Annotated in this window: 17 protein-coding genes; 8 read left to right on the forward strand and 9 right to left on the reverse strand. The window is 44.0% G+C overall.

From position 1 onward, the window contains the following. Window positions 1-133: 133 nt before the first annotated feature. From MUY27_RS17525 to MUY27_RS17535, 3 genes are all read right to left on the reverse strand, one after another. Complete coding sequence (locus MUY27_RS17525; protein WP_245132215.1) at window positions 134-1,108, reverse strand: polyprenyl synthetase family protein; 975 nt, start codon at window positions 1,106-1,108, stop codon at window positions 134-136. 15 nt (window positions 1,109-1,123) lie between these two features. Beyond that, window positions 1,124-3,262, reverse strand: a complete 2,139-nt coding sequence (gene rnr / locus MUY27_RS17530; protein ID WP_245132217.1) for a ribonuclease R — start codon at window positions 3,260-3,262, stop codon at window positions 1,124-1,126. Window positions 3,263-3,382: 120 nt separating this feature from the next. Beyond that, window positions 3,383-4,087 carry a 3'-5' exonuclease gene (locus MUY27_RS17535; protein WP_245132219.1) on the reverse strand — a complete coding sequence of 235 codons (705 nt, stop codon included), beginning with the start codon at window positions 4,085-4,087 and terminating at the stop codon, window positions 3,383-3,385. A gap of 145 nt (window positions 4,088-4,232) precedes the next feature. On the opposite strand from MUY27_RS17535, the gene MUY27_RS17540 reads away from it, so the two are divergent. Next, complete coding sequence (locus tag MUY27_RS17540) at window positions 4,233-4,958, forward strand: glycosyltransferase family 2 protein (protein ID WP_245132221.1); 726 nt, start codon at window positions 4,233-4,235, stop codon at window positions 4,956-4,958. A 273-nt stretch (window positions 4,959-5,231) separates the two neighbouring features. Here MUY27_RS17540 and MUY27_RS17545 read toward each other — a convergent pair whose 3' ends face one another. The 3 genes from MUY27_RS17545 to mnmA all read right to left on the reverse strand — a co-directional run bounded on the left by MUY27_RS17545 (window position 5,232) and on the right by mnmA (window position 9,204). Next, window positions 5,232-5,636: a hypothetical protein gene (locus MUY27_RS17545; protein ID WP_245132224.1), complete on the reverse strand. Its 405-nt coding sequence runs from the start codon at window positions 5,634-5,636 to the stop codon at window positions 5,232-5,234. Window positions 5,637-5,671: 35 nt separating this feature from the next. Beyond that, entirely contained in the window at window positions 5,672-7,996 is a 2,325-nt protein-coding gene (gene topA / locus MUY27_RS17550) for a type I DNA topoisomerase (RefSeq protein WP_245132226.1), read from the reverse strand. A gap of 119 nt (window positions 7,997-8,115) precedes the next feature. Beyond that, window positions 8,116-9,204, reverse strand: coding sequence for a tRNA 2-thiouridine(34) synthase MnmA (gene mnmA, locus MUY27_RS17555; protein WP_245132227.1), 1,089 nt, complete (start codon window positions 9,202-9,204; stop codon window positions 8,116-8,118). Between the two features lie 696 nt (window positions 9,205-9,900). On the opposite strand from mnmA, the gene MUY27_RS17560 reads away from it, so the two are divergent. Further along, a complete protein-coding gene (locus MUY27_RS17560; protein WP_245132229.1) occupies window positions 9,901-10,251 on the forward strand; it encodes a phosphoribosylpyrophosphate synthetase in 351 nt (116 codons plus the stop codon). Window positions 10,252-10,262: 11 nt separating this feature from the next. Here the strand turns inward: MUY27_RS17560 and MUY27_RS17565 are convergent, their stop codons facing one another. Next, window positions 10,263-10,829, reverse strand: a complete 567-nt coding sequence (locus MUY27_RS17565; RefSeq protein WP_245132230.1) for a hypothetical protein — start codon at window positions 10,827-10,829, stop codon at window positions 10,263-10,265. A gap of 155 nt (window positions 10,830-10,984) precedes the next feature. Here MUY27_RS17565 and MUY27_RS17570 point away from each other — a divergent pair, with 155 nt between their 5' ends. Both MUY27_RS17570 and MUY27_RS17575 read left to right on the forward strand, forming a co-directional pair. Next, window positions 10,985-12,253 (forward strand): M16 family metallopeptidase, encoded by a 1,269-nt coding sequence (locus tag MUY27_RS17570; RefSeq protein WP_245132231.1) that lies wholly within the window; start codon window positions 10,985-10,987, stop codon window positions 12,251-12,253. Next, window positions 12,253-13,530, forward strand: a complete 1,278-nt coding sequence (locus MUY27_RS17575) for a M16 family metallopeptidase (protein WP_245132232.1) — start codon at window positions 12,253-12,255, stop codon at window positions 13,528-13,530. The genes MUY27_RS17570 and MUY27_RS17575 overlap by 1 nt, the downstream gene beginning before the upstream one ends. A 75-nt stretch (window positions 13,531-13,605) precedes the next feature. On the opposite strand, the gene MUY27_RS17580 is transcribed toward MUY27_RS17575, so the two are convergent. Both MUY27_RS17580 and purB read right to left on the reverse strand, forming a co-directional pair. Beyond that, window positions 13,606-14,154 (reverse strand): NifU family protein, encoded by a 549-nt coding sequence (locus MUY27_RS17580; RefSeq protein WP_245132233.1) that lies wholly within the window; start codon window positions 14,152-14,154, stop codon window positions 13,606-13,608. Between the two features lie 119 nt (window positions 14,155-14,273). After that, complete coding sequence (purB, locus tag MUY27_RS17585) at window positions 14,274-15,617, reverse strand: adenylosuccinate lyase (RefSeq protein ID WP_245132234.1); 1,344 nt, start codon at window positions 15,615-15,617, stop codon at window positions 14,274-14,276. Between the two features lie 105 nt (window positions 15,618-15,722). On the opposite strand from purB, the gene MUY27_RS17590 reads away from it, so the two are divergent. The 4 genes from MUY27_RS17590 to MUY27_RS17605 are packed head-to-tail and all read left to right on the forward strand — an operon-like array spanning window position 15,723 to window position 22,272. Further along, a complete protein-coding gene (locus MUY27_RS17590) occupies window positions 15,723-16,340 on the forward strand; it encodes a TetR/AcrR family transcriptional regulator (RefSeq protein WP_245132235.1) in 618 nt (205 codons plus the stop codon). Window positions 16,341-16,363: 23 nt separating this feature from the next. Further along, window positions 16,364-17,713, forward strand: coding sequence for a TolC family protein (locus MUY27_RS17595; protein ID WP_245132237.1), 1,350 nt, complete (start codon window positions 16,364-16,366; stop codon window positions 17,711-17,713). 37 nt (window positions 17,714-17,750) lie between these two features. Continuing rightward, window positions 17,751-18,851 carry an efflux RND transporter periplasmic adaptor subunit gene (locus MUY27_RS17600; RefSeq protein WP_245132239.1) on the forward strand — a complete coding sequence of 367 codons (1,101 nt, stop codon included), beginning with the start codon at window positions 17,751-17,753 and terminating at the stop codon, window positions 18,849-18,851. A gap of 25 nt (window positions 18,852-18,876) precedes the next feature. Further along, window positions 18,877-22,272 carry an efflux RND transporter permease subunit gene (locus MUY27_RS17605; RefSeq protein WP_245132241.1) on the forward strand — a complete coding sequence of 1,132 codons (3,396 nt, stop codon included), beginning with the start codon at window positions 18,877-18,879 and terminating at the stop codon, window positions 22,270-22,272. Window positions 22,273-22,277: the final 5 nt, after the last annotated feature.

Genomic DNA, 22,277 nt, shown 5'->3' on the forward strand with positions numbered 1-22,277 from the left:
AAGATCGAAAGAAAAAGGCAAAAGCGTAAGCTTGTAGGCATTGTAATGGGTTTCGTCTACAGACGATAAAGATAACAGGTAGTTTAAAGCCACCGCCTAATGTCATGCATTTGTTGCAATGAACGCGCAATCTTTATTTTTCCCGATTCAACAGGTTATCGGCAAAATACCTTAGTTGCTGTTTTCTTTCCGTTTCTACCTTAATCTGTTCCAATGCCTGGTAGGCTTCGGTAGCAAATGCCTGCATTGCTTCTGCAGCCAACTGCCGGATTCCTAACCCGTCATAAATTGCTGTTACAGCTTTTACCTTCTCAGCTACATCAAATGTTTTAGCTAGCAGCCATTTATCCAGTTCAGCACGTTCGCGTTCGCCTGCAAGCTCTAAAGCTTTGATCAGCAACCAGGTCTTTTTATTCGCGATAATATCGCCGCCTACCTGTTTGCCGAATTTTTCCGGGTCGCCATACACGTCCAGGATGTCGTCCTGTAGCTGGAACGCAATACCTAAGCGTTCGCCAAAAGTATACAGCAGCTCTGCGTTGGCTTTATTCGCACCACCGGCCAACGCGCCGATTTCTAACGCGCAGCCTAATAACACGGCTGTCTTCAGGCGGATCATGTCCAGGTATTCCTCGAGAGATACATTGTCGCGCTGCTCGAACTGCATATCTATCTGCTGCCCTTCACACACCGCCGATCCCATCTGGTTAAACAGGATTAATGCAGGCCGCAAAATGCTGTTATCTATCTGCATCAACAATTTATAAGCTTCTACCAGCATCGCATCCCCTGAAAGTATCGCTACATTAGGGTTCCAACGCTCGTGAACAGTAGTTTTACCACGACGAAGGGGGGCGTTGTCCATAATATCGTCGTGCATCAATGTAAAGTTATGAAACACTTCGATAGCCAGGGCGGGGGGAACAGCTGCTTTTACATCGCCACCAAACAGGTCGCAGGCCATTAACAACAATGCGGGCCTTAATCGCTTGCCACCGATGGATAGGATATAGCTGATCGGCTCGTACAGTTCTGCCGGATGATTTGGAAAAGATAGCTTGTTAACTGCTTCTTCAATTAAAAGTTGCAGTTCTTTTAAATCAGTCATAAAAAATATTGGCAGTTATTCCTGCACCAGAGAAAAATCTATTTGTTTTTTAGTCAGGTCAACGTTCTTCACCCTAATTTTCACCTCGTCGCCCAGCTGGTAAACCTTCTTTTTACGCTGGCCGATGATCGCATAATTCTTTTCGTCAAGCGTATAAAAATCGTCGGTAATGTCCCGCAGGCGGATCATGCCTTCGCATTTATTTTCGATAATCTCTACATACATACCCCATTCTGTTACACCTGAGATCACCCCGTTATAAATAGTGCCGATCTGGTCTTTCAGATACTCGGCCTGTTTATATTTCACGGAAGAACGTTCTGCATCAGCCGCTTTTTTCTCCATCTCTGAGCTGTGCTGGCAAAGCTTTTCATAATGCTCTGCATTGGCAGATTCGCCACCGTTTAGGTAATGGAACAATAAGCGGTGCGCCATTACATCCGGGTACCGGCGGATAGGCGAAGTGAAGTGCGTATAGTGATCGAATGCGAGACCGTAATGGCTCGAGCTTTTTGTGGTATAAATCGCCTTAGCCATAGAACGGATAGCCAGGTGTGTTAACACGTTCTGTTCTTTTTTGCCTTCCACATCTTCCATCAAATGGTTTAGGGAGCGGGCAATTTCTTTATCCGTACGGGTATTGATGCGATAGCCAAACCTGGCCGCGAATTGAGCGAAAGAGGCTAAAGTTTCGGGATTAGGTGCATCATGCGCACGGTAAACAAACGTGAACTTCTTTTTACCCTTACCTTTACGGCTTACAAATTCGGCCACCTTACGGTTAGCCAGTAGCATAAAGTCTTCAATTAGCTTATGGGCATCTTTACGCTCTTTTACGTAAACACCAATTGGTTTGCCGCTGTCATCCAGCTTGAATTTTACCTCTTTTGTTTCAAAGCTGATGGCGCCGTTTTTAAATTTGCGTTCGCGCAGTGCATAAGCCAGATCATTGAGCTTTAATATTTCTTCAACGTATTCGCCTGACTGGTTTTCAATAATCTCCTGTACCTCTTCGTAAGCAAATCTTCTGTCCGAATGGATGATGGTCTTGCCGAACCATTCGCTCACCACATGTGCTTTTTCATCCAACTCAAAAACAGCAGCGAAGCACAATTTATCTTCTTTTGGCCGAAGCGAGCATAGGCCATTTGAGAGCCTTTCTGGCAGCATAGGGATCACGCGGTCTACCAGGTAAACAGAAGTGCCGCGGTCAAAAGCTTCGCGGTCTAAGGCTGAATCCGGGATGATGTAGTGCGAAACATCTGCGATGTGTACACCTACTTCATAATTGCCATTTTCTAAAACCCGGAAAGATATAGCATCGTCGAAATCTTTCGCATCAATAGGGTCTATGGTAAAGGTAAGTACTTCTCTGAAATCGCGACGACTCGCAATTTCACTTGCCGAAATTTCATCAGAGATCGCTTCTGCCTCTTCTTCTACTTCTTTAGGGAAAGAAAGCGGGAAACCGTATTCTGCAAGGATGGCGTTCATTTCGGTATCATTCTCGCCCTGCTCGCCCAGCACCTGTTTAATGCGGCCGATGGGGTTCTTGGCTTCCGGCGGCCAGTCCGTAATTTCCGCTACGGCTTTCTCGCCATTTTTAGCGCCGTTGAGATCTGGCAGGGGAATGAAAATATCGTGCAGCATTTTCCGGTCGTCCGGGATAAAGAAGGCAAAACGTTCAGAGAGTTTTACAATACCAGTAAACTCCATTTTGTTACGCTTCAGTATTTCGATCACCTCGCCCTCTTTGCGTTTGCCCTTGCTTTTGGCGTAGACATAGATCTTGACACGGTCGCCGTTGAGCGCCGTCCTTACCTTACGCGGTGCAACGTAAATGTCACTTTCATCCGGGTCGTCAGTTACTATAAAGGCAGAACCATCATTGGTCATATCTACACGGCCTTCAACAAATGTTTTCAGTTCAAGCAGTTGGAACTTACCGGGCGATAACTCTTTAAGTGTGCTATTTTTGGTTTCTTCTTTTAGAATTTCAAAAATAATCTCGCGCGAATCCGGATCGCGCACGTTTAGCTTAGCAGATACCTGCTTATAGTTGAGCGGCTGGTTGCCGTTTTGTTCAAAAACATCAAGTACCAACTGTGTGAGTACTTGTTTAACAGAATTATTGCTGTTTTTCTTTTTCGACATAGGTTTGTTTGTGTGCTAAGATAAGAATCAGAGCCAAGAAACATGAATCAAGATTCAAGACTGCTATAGATTATGAAAACTAAAGCTCTTGATTCCTGACTCTTGATTCTTGAGTCAAAATTAAGATTCTACTACCGTAATCATCTCTTCGGGTATCAGCTCTTCACCACGAAAACGCAGCAATAATTGCGCCGTGGCGACTACATCTTTCTGGCAATAGGTGCAAATGCGGTCAAGGCCTTGTTCAACCCAATATACATAACCTACCATGCTACCGTCGATATCATCTTTAGGGGTAGGGATATCAAATATGGCTGCCAGCAGCGCCAAAGATGTGTAGTTTTTGTAATCGCCGCACTTCCATAGTTCCATGGTATCCAGGTGGTTGATCTCCCAGGGTTTCTTACCGTTCAAATTTAATTGTATAGGTAGCCTGATGCCATGGATCAGCATTCGGCGGCAGATGTACGGGAAATCGAACTCTTTTGCATTATGCCCGCAAAGGATCAGGTTCGGGTTGGTCGTGTTCAGCATGCGGGCAAACTTTTCCAACAGTTCCTTCTCATCGTGCCCGGCAAAAGATTTTACCCTGAAGCCGCCGTTGGTGGTGTACATCCCTACAGAAATGCAGATGATTTTACCAAATTCGGCCCAGATACCGGCGTTACTGTAAAATTCTTCCGGGGTAAGTTCTTTACGTTGGTATTGGGTTTTTGCTGCCCAAAGTTTTTGCAGTACCGGCGATACCTGGTCGAAACTGCTGTATTGCGGAACAGTTTCGATATCAATCACCATGATGTTATGCAAGTCGTAATTCTCGAGCATTTTTAGTTTGAAAATTAAGTGGGCAAATTACTAAAAAGTACCGGCAGACAGGCGCAGAACGCCTGTAAACTTCCCTGTTTTGCAGCTTGTGGTATAATTTTAGTAATTTGGCACGGCAGAAATCGTTTCACTGATTCACTTGCAGATGAAGATTAACAAGCTTTCTATTATTATACCTGCCTATAACGAAGGCAGAACCATACATTTGATACTGAACAAGATAAAAGCCGTTGAGCTGATAGATGATATTCAAAAAGAGGTTATTATCATAAACGACTGTTCTAAAGACGATACTGAAGAAGCCATCTTAAGATACCAGCAGGAAAACAGCGATCTGAATATCCAGTACTTTAAACATGAAAAGAACGCCGGTAAAGGCGCAGCGCTTCATACCGGGATCAGTAAAGCAACGGGCGATTACCTGATTATCCAGGATGCGGATTTGGAATACGACCCTGAAGAATATAACGACCTGCTGAAACCGATCTGTAAGGGTTTTGCCGACGTGGTTTATGGTTCGCGATTTATGGGGGCTAATCCGCACCGGATCCTGTTCTTCTGGCATACCATCGGTAACCGCTGGCTTACGTTTTTCTCGAACATGTTTTCTAACATGAACCTGACGGATATGGAGACCTGCTATAAACTGTTCGACAGGAAACTGATACAATCTATCTCATTATCCGAAAAACGTTTCGGTTTTGAACCCGAAGTAACCATTAAGCTTTCGCGCATCCCTAACCTACGCCTTTATGAGGTGGGGATATCTTATTACGGCCGTACTTATGAAGAAGGTAAAAAGATAGGGTGGAAGGATGGTTTCCGCGCCATTTGGTGCATACTGAAATACGGAATGTTTAAGGCGAAGTAAGGAGCTAGTTTTCAGTTACGATTTTCAATCTGCGTTAAGTTTATGTCATTGCGAGCGGAGCGCGGCAATCTCAATATGATGGTTATGATAACATCAACATGGTGTGAGCAAGTGATCTAAATATTGCGTTTCTGTGATTGCCACACGCCTGCGGTGTTCGCAATGACGATATAGAATAAGTTTCTTCTGGGTTGTTATTACTAAATTTTGCCTTGCAAATACCGTGACGCAATCACCAGTCACACTGATGAGAAATCCGAAATTCGAATTAACCTAACGTATCATTACGCCCGGCTTATTTAATTGCGGCAGGCGGATGAAGTTTGATTCCACAATACTTTCTGGCAGGAATATGAATTTCTTGTCGAAAATATCTTTGCCGATATAATAGCTTAGCCAGTATTCATTTGCCAGGCCAAAAGTTTGCTCGTCAATCGGTTCTATCAAGGCAAAGCCACCTGGTTCAATACGTGGGATCATGTGGCGAAGGATAGAAGTTTTAACTTGTTCGCCATTCTTTTCACCATAACCTTTTGAAGTGATCAGCACGTTTTCTATCGGCTCGTTCTTCAGGTTAATTACGTATACATACCAAAGCTTGCTTTCCACGCTTTCCTTTTCAAGGGCCACGGCGATGGCGATATCTTCAACAATATTTTCCGGAAGGTCTTTTTTCATGATACAAAAAAACGCCTGTCTCCAGGCGTCGCAATTTATTTTTTCTTTACAAATTTTTTACCCGCTTTTTTGGGCTCCTTTTCGGCAGCCTCGGCCAGTTCCTTGCACTCCTGGTACGTAAGCGATTGCGGATCTTTGCCCTTGGGTATCTTAACGTTTTGTTTGCCGAATTCGATATACGGTCCCCAACGTCCATTCAATATTTTTACTTCAGCGTTCTCTTCAAACGTCTTAATCAGCTTTTCGGCATCCTTTTTACGTTTTTCCTGTATAATTTCCACCGCTTGCGCTTCGCTGACATCTAATGGGTCTATGCCTTTAGGCAGGGAATAGAACGCGCTGTTATGACGGATGTAAGGACCGAATTTACCAATGGCTACCGTCATATCCTTGTCTTCAAACACGCCGACTTTCTTCGGCAGTTTGAACAGTTCCATGGCATCTTCAAGGGTAATGGTTTCGATCATTTGCCCTGCACGCAGGCTTGCATATTGCTTTTGCTCGTCGTCATTCTCACCGATCTGAACAAACGGTCCATAACGCCCAATGCGTACCGATACCTTTTTACCGCTTTCAGGATGTACGCCTAATTCACGTTCGCCGCTAGCCCTGTCTGCTGTTTCAATAGTGGTTTGAACTTCCTGGTGGAATGGTTTGTAGAACGTTTCGATCATATCTGTCCATTCCTTTAAGCCGCGGGCAATCTCGTCGAATTGCTTTTCTACACTGGCCGTGAAATGGAAGTCTACAATACCTTTAAAATATTGTACCAGGAAATCATTCACCACTGCGCCGATATCAGTAGGGAATAACTTTCCTTTCTCTGCGCCGGTATTTTCTGTTTTCTCTTCTTTCTTAATGTTCCCGCCTTTTAAAGTTAACACGCGGAAATTACGTTGCTTACCCTCGCGTTCCTCTTTAACCACATAACCACGGTTCTGTATAGTAGAAATAGTAGGGGCGTAGGTAGAAGGACGGCCAATGCCTAATTCCTCCAGTTTTTTTACCAGACTGGCTTCCGTGTAACGTGCCGGTGGGCGCGAAAAACGTTCTGTCGCCGTCATTTCCTGCAAATCCAGGCGCTGACCTTTGGTTAAAGGCGGCAGAATGGCGTTGTCGCCGTCTTGTTGATTATCGTCCTCATCGTCAGAAGATTCCAGGTATACCTTCAGAAAGCCGTCGAACTTCATTACTTCGCCATTGGCTACCAGTTCTTCTTTTCGTGTTGATACGCCGATTTTTGCAACCGTGCGTTCAAATTGGGCTTCGCTCATTTGCGATGCGATAGCGCGTTTCCAGATCAGTTCATACAAACGTCTTTCAGCCGGGTCGCCATCCACTGTATGTTCATTGAAATAGGTTGGGCGGATGGCTTCGTGCGCTTCTTGCGCGCTGGCCGACTTCGTTTTGTATTTTCTCTGCTGATGATATTGTTCGCCGTAGGCAGACACGATCTGCTGCGCCGCTGATTGCAATGCCAGATCTGACAGATTAACCGAATCTGTACGCATATAGGTGATCTTACCAGATTCGTAAAGCTTCTGCGCGACAGACATGGTGCGCGAAACCGAAAAGCCTAATTTACGGCTGGCTTCCTGTTGCAGGGTTGACGTAGTAAACGGCGCTGCCGGTGAACGTTTGGCCGGGCGTGTTTCCAGTGAGTTTACATTAAACTCTGCTGCAATACAATCGTTCAGGAATTTCTCGGCATCCTCTTGTTTGTTGAAACGTTCGGGCAGCTCTGCCTTAAAAGCTTCTTTTCCTTTGCCGAATATGGCAACAATCCTGAAGGCGGCCTCTGCGTTAAATTTATTGATTTCGCGTTCGCGTTCTACAATTAATCTAACCGCTACAGATTGCACACGGCCGGCAGAAAGCGAAGGTTTTACTTTTTTCCAGAGTACAGGTGATAGTTCAAAACCCACCAAACGATCTAACACGCGTCGTGCCTGCTGTGCATTTACAAGATTATAGTCGATCTTTCTGGGTGATTCTATAGCGCGAAGGATTGCAGGTTTGGTAATCTCATGGAAAACAATACGCTTGGTTTTGTCTTCTTTCAAATCCAATGTCTCGAATAAGTGCCAGGATATGGCTTCCCCTTCGCGGTCCTCGTCCGATGCCAGCCAAACCGTTTCGGCTTCCTTGGCTAACTTCTTTAACTCACTTACGACCTGTTTTTTATCGGCAGGTACTTCGTATTTCTGTTTAAAGCCGTGTTCGATATCTATCGCATCTTCAGATTTAACCAGATCACGGATATGACCATAACTCGACTTTACGGTAAAGTCTTTCCCGAGGTAACCCTCTATCGTTTTGGCCTTCGCCGGAGATTCAACAATGAGTAAATTTTTAGCCATTAACCCTTCAATTTTCTGCAAATAAACACAAAGAAAGTGAAACACAAATTTTGCCAACAATTATTTATGGCAATAATTTTTTTAGCGAAAGTGAAGTTGAACGTATAAGTGCAGTAAAATTACATCAGAAAACCGCCCCCTAAAAGGTCGCTGCCTTCGTAAAATACCGCAGACTGGCCGGGTGCTATACCACTAACCTGATGCGTAAAATCTACTTTCAGGTGTTCGCCCATTTGCTGGATGGTGCTGTTGGTACCTGCATCTTTATAGCGGATCTTTGTTATAGCTTCAAGCGGTTCGGTAATCGATTCGTATTTCACCAGGTTGACGTTGCGTACCCAGGCTTCTTTTTGCTCCAGCTCTTGCTGTGTGCCTAATACAACAGTATTTGTATGCGGATCTATACGTGTAACAAACATCGGCTGGCCCAAAGCAATGCCCAGTCCTTTACGCTGACCTATCGTATAAAATGGATATCCCTGGTGTTTGCCAACTATGGTTCCATCTGCCAGGACGAAATTTCCGGGTCCAACACGTTCATCCAGGTCTTCCACCTTATGACGCAGGAAAGCACGGTAATCATTATCAGGCACAAAGCAAATTTCATAGCTTTCGCTTTTATGTGCCAGTTCTACCTGCCCCATATCTAAAGCCATCTGCCTGATTTCCGCTTTGGTGAAGCTTCCCAGCGGGAACTTGGTACGAGCTAGATTTTGCTGTGATACACCCCAGAGTACGTATGACTGATCTTTGTTTTCGTCGCGACCTTTTGAAATCACATAGCGTCCGTTATCCTGTAAACGGATGTTTGCGTAATGGCCGGTAGCAATAAACTCACAATCCAGTTTGTCTGCACGCTTTAATAAAGCTTCCCACTTAATGTGTGTATTACATAACACACATGGGTTAGGGGTGCGGCCGGCCAGGTATTCATCCACAAAGTTATCGATCACAAAATCGCCAAACTCATTACGGATATCTAATATATAATGAGGAAAGCCATAACCCACCGCTAAAGCGCGCGCATCGTTGATGCTATCGAGGCTGCAGCAGCCGGTTTCTTTGCTGCTACCGCCGGATGAAGCGTAATCCCAGGTCTTCATGGTAAGGCCAATCACCTCATAGCCTTGTTCGTGCAGCATTACTGCCGCTACCGAACTGTCTACACCGCCACTCATGGCTACCAATATTCTACCGTGCTTACTCATAAAGGATACAAAGGTAAATCATTTAACAAATACTAAATATGGCTGCCCGTCAGTAACAGGTAAAATAGATGTTCCCTTCAAGCACTTTTTTAATCAAATGCACGATTTGGGAAGAATAGGGCGGATTAAAGGCAAAAAAGATGTTCAGACAATTAATTATAAAATACCTTAAAGCAGTTATAATCTGCTGATTTGTTTAGAAAATTATATTAAAAGCTGAACAACTGATAAAATCTTATTAATGCACTTTAAAAAATCTTTAAATTTTTATAAAAATAACATTGCCTATTGCAAAAAAAGTTCAGGTATATAACTTTGAAATCAAGCCCCTAAGCAAATGAAACGTGATATTACATTAACAATCGAACAAAAATTACAGTACGGCATACTTGCAACTATTGTTTGTGTTGCCATCGTGAATTACCTGATATAAGGTATATTTAACTAACTTAACTAACCAATTAAAACCAAGGCGTTTGTAACTAACAGACGCCTTTTTTATTGCAATAGCTCTGAACAATAACAAGTTTGGAAAGTAGAACATCGCTAAATGATTCGTGGCAAGGCTGTTTCAATCCTACATAGTTGCGAGTTCTTCAATAATGTTGAATAAGCAGGAAAAACAACGGCACGATTTTGGAGTTTTATGGATAGAAGGCCTTCAAATACGGGCCCTACTGTAAAACAAACATCACCATGAGAAATTACGAAACCTTAGTAGATGCTACTAATGACCTGTTGAAAAGAGGTTATACCGCCAATTTGAGTTTTGAAGATAACGCGGATAACATTGAAGATAAATCACAAAATATTAAACTGACGGCAGATGACTTCGAGGTAGACGAGTTTTATCGTTTTGAAGGCGCAAGCAATCCTTCAGATATGTCTATCGTATATGCCATATCATCAATGAAATACAATCTGAAGGGGGTGTTGGTTGATGCCTACGGCACTTATGCCAATAACAGTTCTTCTGCTATTGAAGCTAAATTACATCACCACCAGGTGAGCGATAAGCTACACGGAGAAGACCGTCCGCAAGCGTAAACTATCAACGGTTAATATTCCAGCGGTTGCAGGTAAGAGAGTAGCTTTTTACCTTTACTTTGTATAGCTGCAGTTCCGTTTCGCATCAGAAATTCTAATTGTGCGGGTAATTCTTCCGCTATCCACGGGTACCGGTGGCGCAGGTTAAACAAAGCCTCGCAGGCGAATGCTTTAACTGCCACCAATACCTCGGGGGCAATCAGCCATTCAAAACATTTATTCACCATTGCATCCAGATCGGTGGTAGCCAGAATATGCCGGATATCCGGGATTGCTTTTGGGCTGGTGATATGCATTGCAATTTTTGCATAGTGCCGCTGGCAACTGGGGTAAGTTACTTCATCAAAACGCGATATCAGATAATTGACATCATGGAGATAGCAATCCGGCCGGTGCAGGAAAAGGTTTTCTAAAAGCCAGGCGGCCCTGAATGCTATTTTTTTATCGGGGTGAAAGGTCAGATCAATAAGGTCCGTCAGCTTAAAATTTTTATGGAAAAGGATATTAGACAGCTCTACAACTTTAGTTTTACCCATGGTAGCACTTAGTTGCTTCAGCAATTGATCTTTTGTTAGCATAGCGACGGATATAATAGGTTGGAAGAGCTTTTACGTTACGCACAGCTTTTAGTTACAACGCCATCTTCAGTAGCAACCATATCAGCAGGTAATCTATTCAATAACTGAAAAGTTATACCTTTGTTGCTTTTTATATACTTTACTATTATATATCCATGGTTAAATTTAACCGATTTACTTTGAAAAACGGCCTTCGTGTATTGGTACACGAAGATAACACCACCCCTATGGCAGTGGTAAATATATTATATGATGTAGGCGCCCGCGACGAAAATCCCGAACAAACAGGTTTCGCACATTTATTTGAACACCTGATGTTCGGCGGCTCTGTAAACATCCCGGTTTATGACGAGCCTTTGCAGCGGGTAGGCGGCGAGAACAATGCTTTTACCAGCAATGATATTACCAACTATTATATCACACTGCCGGCAGTTAACTTGGAAACTGCTTTCTGGCTGGAAAGCGACCGTATGCTAAGCCTGGCTTTCAGCGAAAAAAGCCTGGAAGTGCAGCGAAACGTAGTGATGGAAGAGTTTAAACAGCGTTACCTGAACCAACCTTACGGAGACGTCTGGCTAAAGTTGCGCCCCATGGTTTATAAACAACATCCTTATCGTTGGGCAACCATTGGTAAAGAGCTATCGCATATAGAAAATGCGCACATTGATGATGTAAAAGCATTCTTCAAAAAGCATTATAATCCGCAGAATGCCATTATGGTGGTAGGTGGAAACGTGACTACCGAACGGGTTAAAGAGCTGGCTGAAAAGTGGTTCGAACCTATTCCTGCGGGGGAAAAGTACGTGCGCAACTTACCCCAGGAACCAGAGCAGCATGAAGAACGCCGGGATACGGTTACGGCAAAAGTACCGCTGAACGATATTTACGTTGCATTTCAGACACCAGGCCGGCAATATAAGGGATATTATGCCATTGATCTGTTGTCTGATATTCTTGCCCGCGGAAACTCTTCGCGTTTGTACCGGAGCCTGGTAAAAGAAAATCCGCTGTTCAGCGAGATTCATGCTTACATGACGGGTAGCTTTGATACAGGGATGTTTGTGGTAGAAGGTAAGCCTTTAGAAGGTATTAGCCTTGAAGAAGCGGAAGCGGCCCTCTGGGAGCAATTAGAGCGTGTGAAAACAGCCGAAATAGCAGTTGATGAATTAACCAAGGTAAAGAACAAAACTGAATCAACTTTGATGTTTTCGGAAATGTCCTTACTGGATAAGGCCATGAACCTGGCTTATTATGAACTGCTGGGCGATGCAGATATGTTAAACCACGAGGTGGAGAAATATTTAGCGGTAACAGCGGCTGAAGTACATGAGCAAGCCCGGAAGATTTTCCGCAGAGACAATTCTTCTACTCTAATTTACCTGGCAGAACAAACTGAACAGGAACCAGCAGGGGAGGTAGTATAATGTTAGACAGAACTTCAGCACCAGATTTTAAAACGGTTGGACATATCGACCTGATCCAGCCAAGAAATATCAAATTCAGTAACGGCGTAAATCTCTTTTATTTCGACTCGCCTGAACAGGAGCTAATAAGGATAGAACTGGTTTTCGGTAACCTTAAATTCGACCAGGAGAAGCCATTGCTTAACCAGGCGGTAATGGCCATGCTGACGGAGGGTACCGGTAAATTAACCGCAGCGGAAATTGCTGATCAGATTGATTTCTATGGTGCCTTTTTGCAAGCTGATTTTGGTTTTGATCAATCGCAATTAACCGTTTACAGTCTTAACCGCCATTTGCCAAAAGTACTGCCAGTAGTTAAGGACATCGTTACTGATTCAGTTTTTCCTGAAAAGGAACTGGAAACCTATATCCGCAACCAGCAGCAGAAGCTACAGGTGAGCCTGAAAAAGAATGATGTTGTGGCCCGCCGGGTATTTAACCGGGCGATGCACGGTAGTACGCTTTACGGCTTTGCCGCCAAAGCAGAGAACTATCAGCAGTTAAAACAAGCGGATTTACTGGCGCATTTTAAACTAATGTTCCAGCCAGCCAATTGTACCATCATTGCCGCCGGTAAAGTAGATGAGGAAACAATAAAATTGCTCGAAGCGACATTCGGCAACGACTGGACTGACAGCGCCTATACCGCCGATACGACTCAGCCAACCTTGCACCCATTTGATGAGCATTTCTACTATGTTGAAAAGCCCGATGCGCTTCAATCAGCTATCCGTGTGGGGTTGCGCACAATTAATCGCCCTCATCCGGATTTCCCTGCCTTGCAGGTGTTAAATACGGTATTGGGTGGATACTTTGGTTCGAGGTTGATGGCCAACATTCGTGAAGACAAAGGCTATACTTATGGTATTGGCTCGGGCATTACCTCGCTGAAACATTGCGGCTCAATCTTTATCGCTTCTGAAGTGGGCGCTGACGTTTGCAAAGCTGCACTGGCAGAGGTTGAGAAAGAGATCAACACACTTAGGGAAGAACTTATCCCGGAAGAAGAACTGGAGTTAGTGCGTAATTATATGTTGGGCTCGCTGTTAGGAAGCCTGGAGAATATTTTCTCGCATGCAGACAAGTTCAAGAACATCTATTACTCGGGTCTTGGGTTCGAGTATTACGAACGTTATGTAGAGATTGTAAAAACAGTAACTGCCGAAGAGTTAAAGCGCTTGGCTAATGAATACCTCGACTACAGTAAGATGTATAAAGTAATTGTTGGCAAGTACTAACGACACATTCCATAAAGAAAGGCGCTGAAATTTTTCAGCGCCTTTATCTTTTATTTAAATCCCAGAATTAAAATCTCACATCGCTTCTGAAACCACTTCCTGTACTTCAGGAACCATGCGTTTCAAAAGGTTTTCTATACCGGCCTTTAAGGTGATGGTAGAAGAAGGGCAACCACTGCATGAACCGCGAAGTTCTACGGTAACAATACCATCCTGAAAAGATTTATAGCTGATGGCGCCGCCGTCTTGCTCAACCGCAGGGCGAACATAGTCATGCAGGATCTGCTGAATTTTAACTTCAGAATCTGTTCCTTCAAAGTTAACCTCTTCTTCAACATCTTCTTTGATCTTCAACTCAGATTCTACCGCACCTTTAACAAATTCCTTCAGGATGGCTTCAATGTCATTCCATTCAGTACCTTCAGTCTTGGTAACGGTAACAAAGTTGCTGGCGAAGAAAACACCGTTTACAAAAGAAAATTTGTATAGCTCTTTTGCGAAAGGAGCGTGTTCTGCACTCTCTTTAGTCGGATAATCAACACTACCATTAATTAGCAACTTGTTCACAATAAACTTCATTGTTGCTGGGTTCGGTGTAGTTTCGGTATATACGTTGATATTCATTTTTTTATCAGTTATAGGTTAAAGCGCCTTTCAAGATCATTGCTTGCTTTAACAGAAACAAATTTAGATACAATTTTTATTAAAGGTTATTTGCCAGTTAGTTTTGACCTGTACATGACTTACATACCCGTATAGTTTTGCGGCGTAATAGCTTTTAATTCCTGTTTAATTGCATCGCTCACGTTCAATCTATCCACAAAGGCTGCTATTGTAACTGCATTTACTTCCTGGTTTGTACGGGTTAGGTCTTTCAAAGCCTCGTAGGGGTTAGGGTAACCCTCACGGCGTAAAATGGTCTGGATGGCTTCTGCTACTACCGGCCAGTTTGCTTCCAGATCGGCGTTTAATTTCGCCTCGTTCAGGAGTAGTTTGTTCAGACCTCTGATGGTTGATTTAATAGCGATAAGCGTATGCGCAACCGGAACACCGATATTTCTTAATACAGTTGAGTCGGTTAAGTCGCGTTGGAGGCGTGATACAGGTAGCTTAGCCGCCAGGTGCTCGAATAAAGCATTGGCGATGCCGATGTTACCTTCCGAATTTTCGAAATCGATAGGGTTTACTTTATGTGGCATTGCAGAGGAACCTATTTCACCGGCCTTGATCTTTTGCTTAAAGTAGTTCATAGAGATGTAGGTCCACATATCGCGGTCCAGATCCAGGATGATATTGTTGATACGTTTCAGCGCATCGCAGTGGGCAGCAAAATTATCATAGTGTTCAATCTGGGTGGTGAATTGCGAACGGCTTAAGCCCAGAACTTCGTTGACAAAATAATTACCGAAAGCTTTCCATTCCTGCGCAGGGTAAGCAATATGGTGGGCGTTAAAATTACCTGTAGCACCGCCAAATTTTGCAGAGAATGGAATTGGTTGAATCAGTTCCAGTTGCTTTTCAATACGTTCTACAAAAACGGCTATCTCTTTGCCCAAACGTGTTGGCGAAGCCGGCTGCCCATGGGTATGCGCCAACATAGGAATATGTTCCCATTCTGCAGAAAAGCGCTTTAGTAAATCTAATAACTCGCTAAGTGCCGGATGGTATACCTCATTGAGCGCTTGCTTAAAGCTGTAAGGTATAGCGGTATTGTTTACATCCTGCGAGGTTAAACCAAAATGGATAAACTCTTTGTTTAGCTCCAGCTTTAATTCATCAAACTTGTTTTTGATAAAGTACTCTACCGCTTTAACGTCATGATTAGTTGTCTTCTCAATCTCCTTAATCGCAAGTGCATCTGCCTCACTAAAATTTGTATAGATGCTTTGTAACAGTTCCTTTACTTGCTGGTCTAATGAAGGTAGCTGCGGCAGATTAAGTTCAGATAAGGCTATAAAGTATTCTATTTCAACCAGCACCCTGTACTTAATCAAGGCAAATTCAGAGAAGTAAGCGGCTAAGTCTTTTGTCGTATTTCTGTAACGGCCATCAACAGGCGAGATGGCGGAGAGAGCAGTAAGATCCATTTTAAAAGTTTGATACAAAGTTAAAAAATAAGCGCAAGTGAAGGGAGGTAAAATCGAATGGAAACTTTGAAATCAAAAAATGTTTCCATAGTTTTGTTGAGAAATATGGATCATAGGGAAAGAATACTGTCTGGTAGCCTGGAGCTTTTTATGCAAGCTGGCATAAAGGGCGTCACCATGGATGATATTGCCAGGCACTTAGGGATGTCAAAAAAGACGATCTACCAGTTTTTTGCAGATAAGAATGAGTTAGTGATTGAACTGGTGAAACTGCGCATGCGCGAGGATGAAGATATGATGCAGGATTTGCTTAAGAATTCTGAAAATGTGATCGAACAGCTGGTGAAAATGATGCGGTGCCAGGAAGAAGTGGTTGGGCGCATGAACCCTATGCTGATCCATGATCTGCAGAAGTATCACCCCGAGGGCTGGAAACAGATCCAGAACTTTAAAAGTGCGGTTTTCGTAGATACGCTGGAACAAATTTTAAAAGAAGGTATAGAACAAGGATATATCAGGCCGGAAATAGATGCGAAGATCATCTCTCGTATGCGCATGGCCCAGGTAGACGCAGGTTTTAACCAGAATATTTTCCCTCACCACGAATTTAATGCCTGGGTGGTGCAGCAACAGTTTCTGGAGCATTTTAATTACGGGATATGTACACTGGCGGGATACAAGCTGCTTCACCAATACCAAAGCGCCAATAAAGTAAAATCATAAAAATTGCAACCACATATAAACAAATGAAACATACAATTAGAATAGGGGTACTGTTATGCTTAGCTGCATTGAAAGGGTTTGCGCAACCAACGCAGCCTGCCGGGCAGACGTTTAGCTTCACAGTTGCCGACTGTATTAAGTATGCCTACGAGCATCAGGATACCGTGGTGAACGCAGCCCTCGACATCAGAAGTGCGGAATATAAGGTAAAGGAGACTACCGGTATCGGCTTGCCGCAAATCAATTCTTCGGCAGCGTTTACAGATTACCTTAAAATTCCGACCACCTTACTACCCGGTGAATTCTTCGGCGCGCCTGGTACGTTTGTTCCGGTACAGTTTGGTGTAAAGTATCAATCTAACCTGGGTGCAAGCCTGAGCCAGATCGTTTTCAGCGGAAGCTACCTGGTAGGGTTGAAAGCTTCGCGCACTTATAAAGAGCTGTCTCAGCGTAATTATACCCGGAGCAGGATAGAAGCTAACGTACAGGTGACCAAAGCCTATTATCAGGTACTATCGGGGGCTGAGCGTATCAGGCTGCTCGACTCTAATATTGTGCAGTTAAAGCAAACTTTGGATCAAACAGCTGCGCAGAACAAACAAGGCTTTGTAGAAAAAATTGACGTGGACCGTTTACAGGTGCAGTATGAAGACCTGGTAACTACCCGCGAAAATACGGTAAGGCTTTTAGCCCTGGGTTACCAGATGCTGAAATTTCAAATGGGTATGCCTATAGAAGCTAACCTGATACTGAAAGACAAGCTGACGGATATCAACTTCCAGGAAAACGTAGTAGCGCCGGAAACGGATAGCACGCTATACCGCAACCGTATCGAGTATAACCTGATGGAAACCCAATTGAAGCTTAATCAGCTGGATCTACAGCGATATAAATCTAATTACCTACCGTCATTAACAGCAGTGGGCAATTACACGTACTCGTACCAGAACAATAGCTTCAGCAATCTATACAAAACCTCTTTCCCGGCAGCGTACATTGGCTTACAGTTGAACATTCCGATTTTTAGCGGCTTCCAACGTTATTACCAGGTAAAACAGGCGCAGGTAACAGTTCAGAAGACTCAGAATGATATGTTCCAGGTAAGAAATGCACTTAACCTGCAGGGCAGTTCGGCTAAAATAACTTATATCAATGGCTTGCAATCATTAAACAGCCAGAAACGCATCCGCGAGGTAGCGGCCGAAGTATTACGTGTTGCGCGTATCAAATATCAGCAAGGTGTAGGCTCCAGCGTGGAAGTGATCCAGGCGCAGCAATCACTTACCCAAGCCGACGATAAGTACGTGCAAGGCTTATTAGAAGCGTTGACAAGTAAGGTAGATCTTGACCGGGTATACGGACGTATTCAATAATTTTAAATCACTCGAATCAACAATAGATATTAAAAGCATGAAAAGACTATTATACACTACAGCGGCTTTAATTGTACTTGCAGCTTGCAACAACAAGCCGAAAGACCCTAAAGCGCAGCTGGCAGACCTGAAAAAGCAACAGGCAGAAATTAATGCCAAGATTGCAGCACTTGAACAAAAAACAGGCGTTGGCCAGGATTCATCAAGAATTACAGATGTAAGCGTGGTAGAGGTTGCGCCAACAAACTTTACAAACTACATCGAGCTGCAAGGTCATATCGACGCACAGGATAACGTTACTGCATATCCGCAAGCACCTGGTACCATTACTGCAATTTATGTAAAAGCCGGGCAGCATGTAAGCCGGGGCCAGATATTGGTTCAGTTAGATAATAGCACTTTGCGCCAGCAGATAGCCCAAGCAGAAGCGCAGTTAAGCCTTGCGCAGACGGTTTATCAGCGGCAAAAGAATTTGTGGGATCAAAAGATTGGCAGCGAGGTTCAGTTCCTGCAAGCTAAAACAAATTACGAAGCAGGACAGAAACAGGTTGCCGCTTTGCGCGAACAAGCTGCTATGTATACCATCAAAGCGCCGATCAGTGGTTCTGTGGATCAAATGGATTTAAAACTAGGTCAGGTTGCTCAACCGGGACAAACCGGTATCCGCATTGTAAATGCAGATAATCTGAAGGTTAAAGCAGATGTGCCCGAATCATATGCAGGCAGGGTAAATCAGGGCGATAATGTGAAGGTAGTTGTTCCGGATGCGAGCGACTCATTAACCGCCAAACTAAGTTTCGTAGCTAAAGTGATTGACCCAGGGTCAAGAAGCTTTGGTATCGAAATAAGATTGCCAGGTGGTAAAACACTTCGCCCCAACATGACTGCAGTTATCAAAATTGCAGATTATAGTAAGAGCAATGCAATTGCTGTTCCTGTAAATGCTATCCAAAAATCAGAGCAGGGCAGCTATGTGTTCGTTGCTGATAACGGCACTGCAAAACGTAAAACGGTAACGCTTGGTGCTACTTATGGTGGACGTACAGAAATTAAATCCGGACTTGCAGCCGGCGATAAACTGATTACAGCAGGTGCTTCTGAATTAGAAGACGGCGATAAAGTGAAGGTAGCACAATAACAATCACCACTAAAACGATCTCATAATGAAAGATCTGGATAAAGAATTTAAGCCCTCAAGTTGGGCGATAGACAATAAAACGGCTATTTATGCGCTCATCTTCCTCATTTCGCTATTGGGGATCATCAGCTATAATAATCTGCCGAAAGAGAACTTCCCGGATATTACCCAGCCGAAGATTTATGTACAATCTGTTTACAGAGGTACGTCGCCGGCTAATATGGAAACGCTGGTAACACGCCAGATTGAAAAGCAATTGAAATCATTAAAAGGGTTAAAGAAGGTAACATCCAACTCGTACCAGGATTTCTCTTTTATCACGGCAGAATTTAATGCGAACGTTAACATCGATGATGCTCGTCAACGCGTAAAAGATGCGGTGGATAAAGCTAAGCCAGACCTGCCTCAGGATCCGCAGAACTTTAAGGACCCGCAGATCATCGATATTAACTTTTCTGATCTTCCTATTCTTTACGTGAATATCTCTGGTGATTACGATCTGAAGAAGTTGAAGCAGTATGCAGATGATCTGAAGGACGAGATTGAGGGTATGCGCGAAATTTCTAAAGTAGATGAAGTTGGTGCGTTAACTCCAGAAATTCAGATCAATGTAGACATTAACAAAATGACTGCTGCCCAGTTAAGCTACAACGATATCATCCAGGCCGTGGGAAGCGAAAATATTATTGCTTCCGCTGGTACCGTAAAAATGGATGGTGTCCGGCGCGCGATTAACATTAAAGCAGATTTTAAGAATGCAGGGCAGGTAAATAATTTATTGATTCGTAATCCACGCGGTCAAGGCATTTATTTGAGAGATATTGCAGAAGTTAAAGATGCTTTTAAAGAACAAGAGAGTTACGCCCGTTTGTATGGGAAGAATGTAATCACCCTGAATATTACTAAGAGGAGCGGTGAAAACCTGATCGAAGCATCTGATAAGATACAGGCATTGATTGCCCAGAAAGAAAAAACATCTTTCCCTAAAGGGCTGAACATCACCGTTACCGGAGACCAGTCTGAGAAGACCAGAACTACCTTGCATGACCTGATCAATACCATCATTATTGGTTTCATCCTGGTTACCGTGATCCTGATGTTTTTTATGGGAACTACCAATGCGATTTTCGTGGCGCTGTCAGTACCGCTATCATGTTTTGTAGCCTTCCTGGTGATGCCGGCCATCGGCTTTACGCTGAACATGATCGTACTTTTTGCATTCCTGCTGGCTCTGGGTATTGTGGTGGATGATGCCATTGTGGTGATTGAAAACACACACCGGATATTTAACAATGGGGCAGTGCCGATCAAAAAGGCGGCTAAAATGGCTGCGGGTGAGGTGTTCTTACCGGTATTTTCGGGTACCATGACTACCTTGGCACCATTCATTCCGCTGGCGTTCTGGAATAGCATCATTGGTAAGTTTATGTTCTTCCTGCCAATTACGCTGATTATTACGCTGTTGGCGTCGCTTTTAGTGGCTTATATCTTCAACCCGGTGTTTGCGGTTGACTTTATGGGGCACGTGGAAAGCGCTGAAGAAGAAAAGCCGAAGTTTGATCGCAAGATGAAACGGGTGCTGATTGGCTTTGCTATTGCAGCCGTGCTGGGCTACCTGATTAACTTTGGCGTTGGTAACTTCGTGGTTTTTATAGCGTTCCTGTACCTGCTCGACCGCTTTGTGCTGGAACATCTGATCAGAAACTTTCAGCATAAAACCTGGCCAAAAATTCAGGATGCTTACGCACGTGTGCTTCGTGGCGCGTTAAAAAGCCCATGGTGGATTTTAGGTGGTACAATGGTGCTGTTCGTATTATCATTCGTATTCCTTGCAGCGCGCGCACCGCAGGTAGAGTTCTTCCCTAACGGCGACCCCAACTTTGTTTATGTTTACCTGGAGCTTCCGGTAGGAACCGATCAGGCCAAAACTAACGAGGTAACTAAACAGGTAGAAGACCGGGTAACTAAAGCCGTAGGGCGTAACAATCCTATCGTGTCTTCTATTATCTCTAACGTAACCGTTGGCGTTACCGATCCGCAGGATGAAGATCAGGGACAATACCCTAACAGGGGTAAGGTTACGGTCGCCTTTGTTGAATTTGGTAAACGTAATGGTGAGGATACCAAGAAGTACCTGGATAAGATCAGAAACTCGGTTATAGGTTTGCCCGGTGTTCGTATTTCAGTAAATAAAGAGCAAGGCGGTCCGCCTACTCAAAAGCCGATCAGTATAGAACTTTCTGCTGATAACCTGGATACCCTGGTTCACGCAACTGATCGTCTCCGCGCTTACATCAATAAACAGAACATAGGCGGTATTGAAGACTTGCGTTCGGATTTGCAGAACAATAAGCCCGAGATTGTTTTTGATATCGACCGTGAGCGGGCCAACCGCGAAGGTATCAGCACCAAACAAATAAGTGATGCCTTAGCTGCCACTATTTTTGGCGTGCCGGTGACAGACTTCAGAGAGACCACCGAGGATGATTATAAGATCGTAGTAAGGGGGCGTGAAGATCAGCGCTATAACATCGACCAGGTGCGCAACCTTAAAATTACCTATCGGGATATCGCTTCTGGCGGTGCTATCCGTCAGGTACCTATCTCTGCTTTCAGCACCGTAGACTATGTAAACTCGTATGGTAACATTAAGCACAAGTCGCAGAAACGCGTAATTAACCTTACTTCTAACGTAATACAAGGTTATAATACCAATGAGGTAAATGCCGCTATCAAACGTGCGATAGATAACTATAAATTACCGCAAGGGGTAACCGTTAAAATGGGTGGCGAGCAGGAAGACCAGGCAGAAGCAATGAACTTCCTGTTAGGGGCATTGGCCGTATCATTTGGTTTGATCCTGATTATCCTGATGCTGCAGTTTAACTCTATCGGTAAAACGCTGATCATCTTAAGCGAGATCTTCTTCAGTATCATTGGTGTACTGTTGGGTATCGCAATCTTCGGAATGAAGTTCTCTATCGTTATGACAATGATCGGTATTATCGCACTGGCAGGTGTGGTGGTGCGTAATGGTATCTTGCTGGTAGAGTTTTCGGATTTGCTGACCGAACAGAACGAAAATTATTTCGAGGCAATTATTGAAGCAGGTCGCACCCGGATGACGCCGGTATTACTGACAGCTACTGCGGCTATTTTAGGCTTAATTCCGCTGGCGGTTGGTCTGAATATCGATTTCGTGACCCTGTTTACTGAATTCAATCCGCACATTTACTTCGGTGGTGATAACGTAGCCTTCTGGGGCCCATTAGCGTGGACGATGATTTTCGGTCTGGCCTTTGCCACCTTGATCACCCTGATTCTGGTACCGTGTATGTACCTGATCCGCATTCGTATCAAGAACCGCTTTAAAAAGAAAAACGTGGACGAGCAACATCTGTTACCAGAGCAAGCCCACTAAATTCT

The organism is Mucilaginibacter straminoryzae, assembly GCF_022953055.1.
In the GTDB taxonomy this organism is placed as follows: Bacteria; Bacteroidota; Bacteroidia; order Sphingobacteriales; family Sphingobacteriaceae; genus Mucilaginibacter; species Mucilaginibacter straminoryzae.